This is a genomic window from Nitrosospira sp. NpAV (assembly GCF_000832065.1).
Lineage (GTDB): Bacteria > Pseudomonadota > Gammaproteobacteria > Burkholderiales > Nitrosomonadaceae > Nitrosospira.
This window is the reverse complement of record NZ_JXQM01000129.1, coordinates 1-492: the sequence shown is the minus strand read 5'-3', so window position 1 is coordinate 492 and position 492 is coordinate 1. Positions and strand designations below refer to the sequence as shown.

1 protein-coding gene is annotated in these 492 nt (G+C 47.8%); it reads right to left on the bottom strand.

The genetic code is table 11. The annotated features are described in order from the left end of the window. Positions 1–492 (bottom strand): NAD(P)/FAD-dependent oxidoreductase (locus tag SQ11_RS15595; protein ID WP_041515124.1); only part of this gene is annotated, 492 nt, incomplete at both ends.

The window sequence follows — 492 nt, the reverse complement described above, 5'->3', positions numbered from 1 at the left end:
CCAGCATGCGAAATTGGTAGAATAAAAGGTAACACCTTGCCCGCCACTTCTGCACAATCCCCCAGAGCATAGATATTCTGAATGCTGGTCTGTAAGTAACGGTCAACCGCAATCCCTCGATTTATCTGAATTCCTGCTGCCACAGCCAGACTGGTACGTGGTTTCAAGCCAATGGCAGACAACACCATATCAGCCTGAACAACGCCACCTTTTTTATAATGTAAGTGGTAGCGCCCATTTTCCTTGTTTATTTTTTCGACAGTAGTATCGAGCAGAAAATTAACGCCTGCGGCAGCCAGTTTTTCTCGGAAAAATTGCCCGGCCTCAGGAGGAAGCAGCCGCCCCAGCGGTTGTGGACTTACATCAAAAATACTTACCTGATAACCTTTTGCCACAAGGTCGTTGGCAAACTCGCAACCAATCAGGCCGGCACCCAGTATAGCGACATGACGCACATTTTTCAGGTTTTCCCGAAACTTCCGGTAATCATCC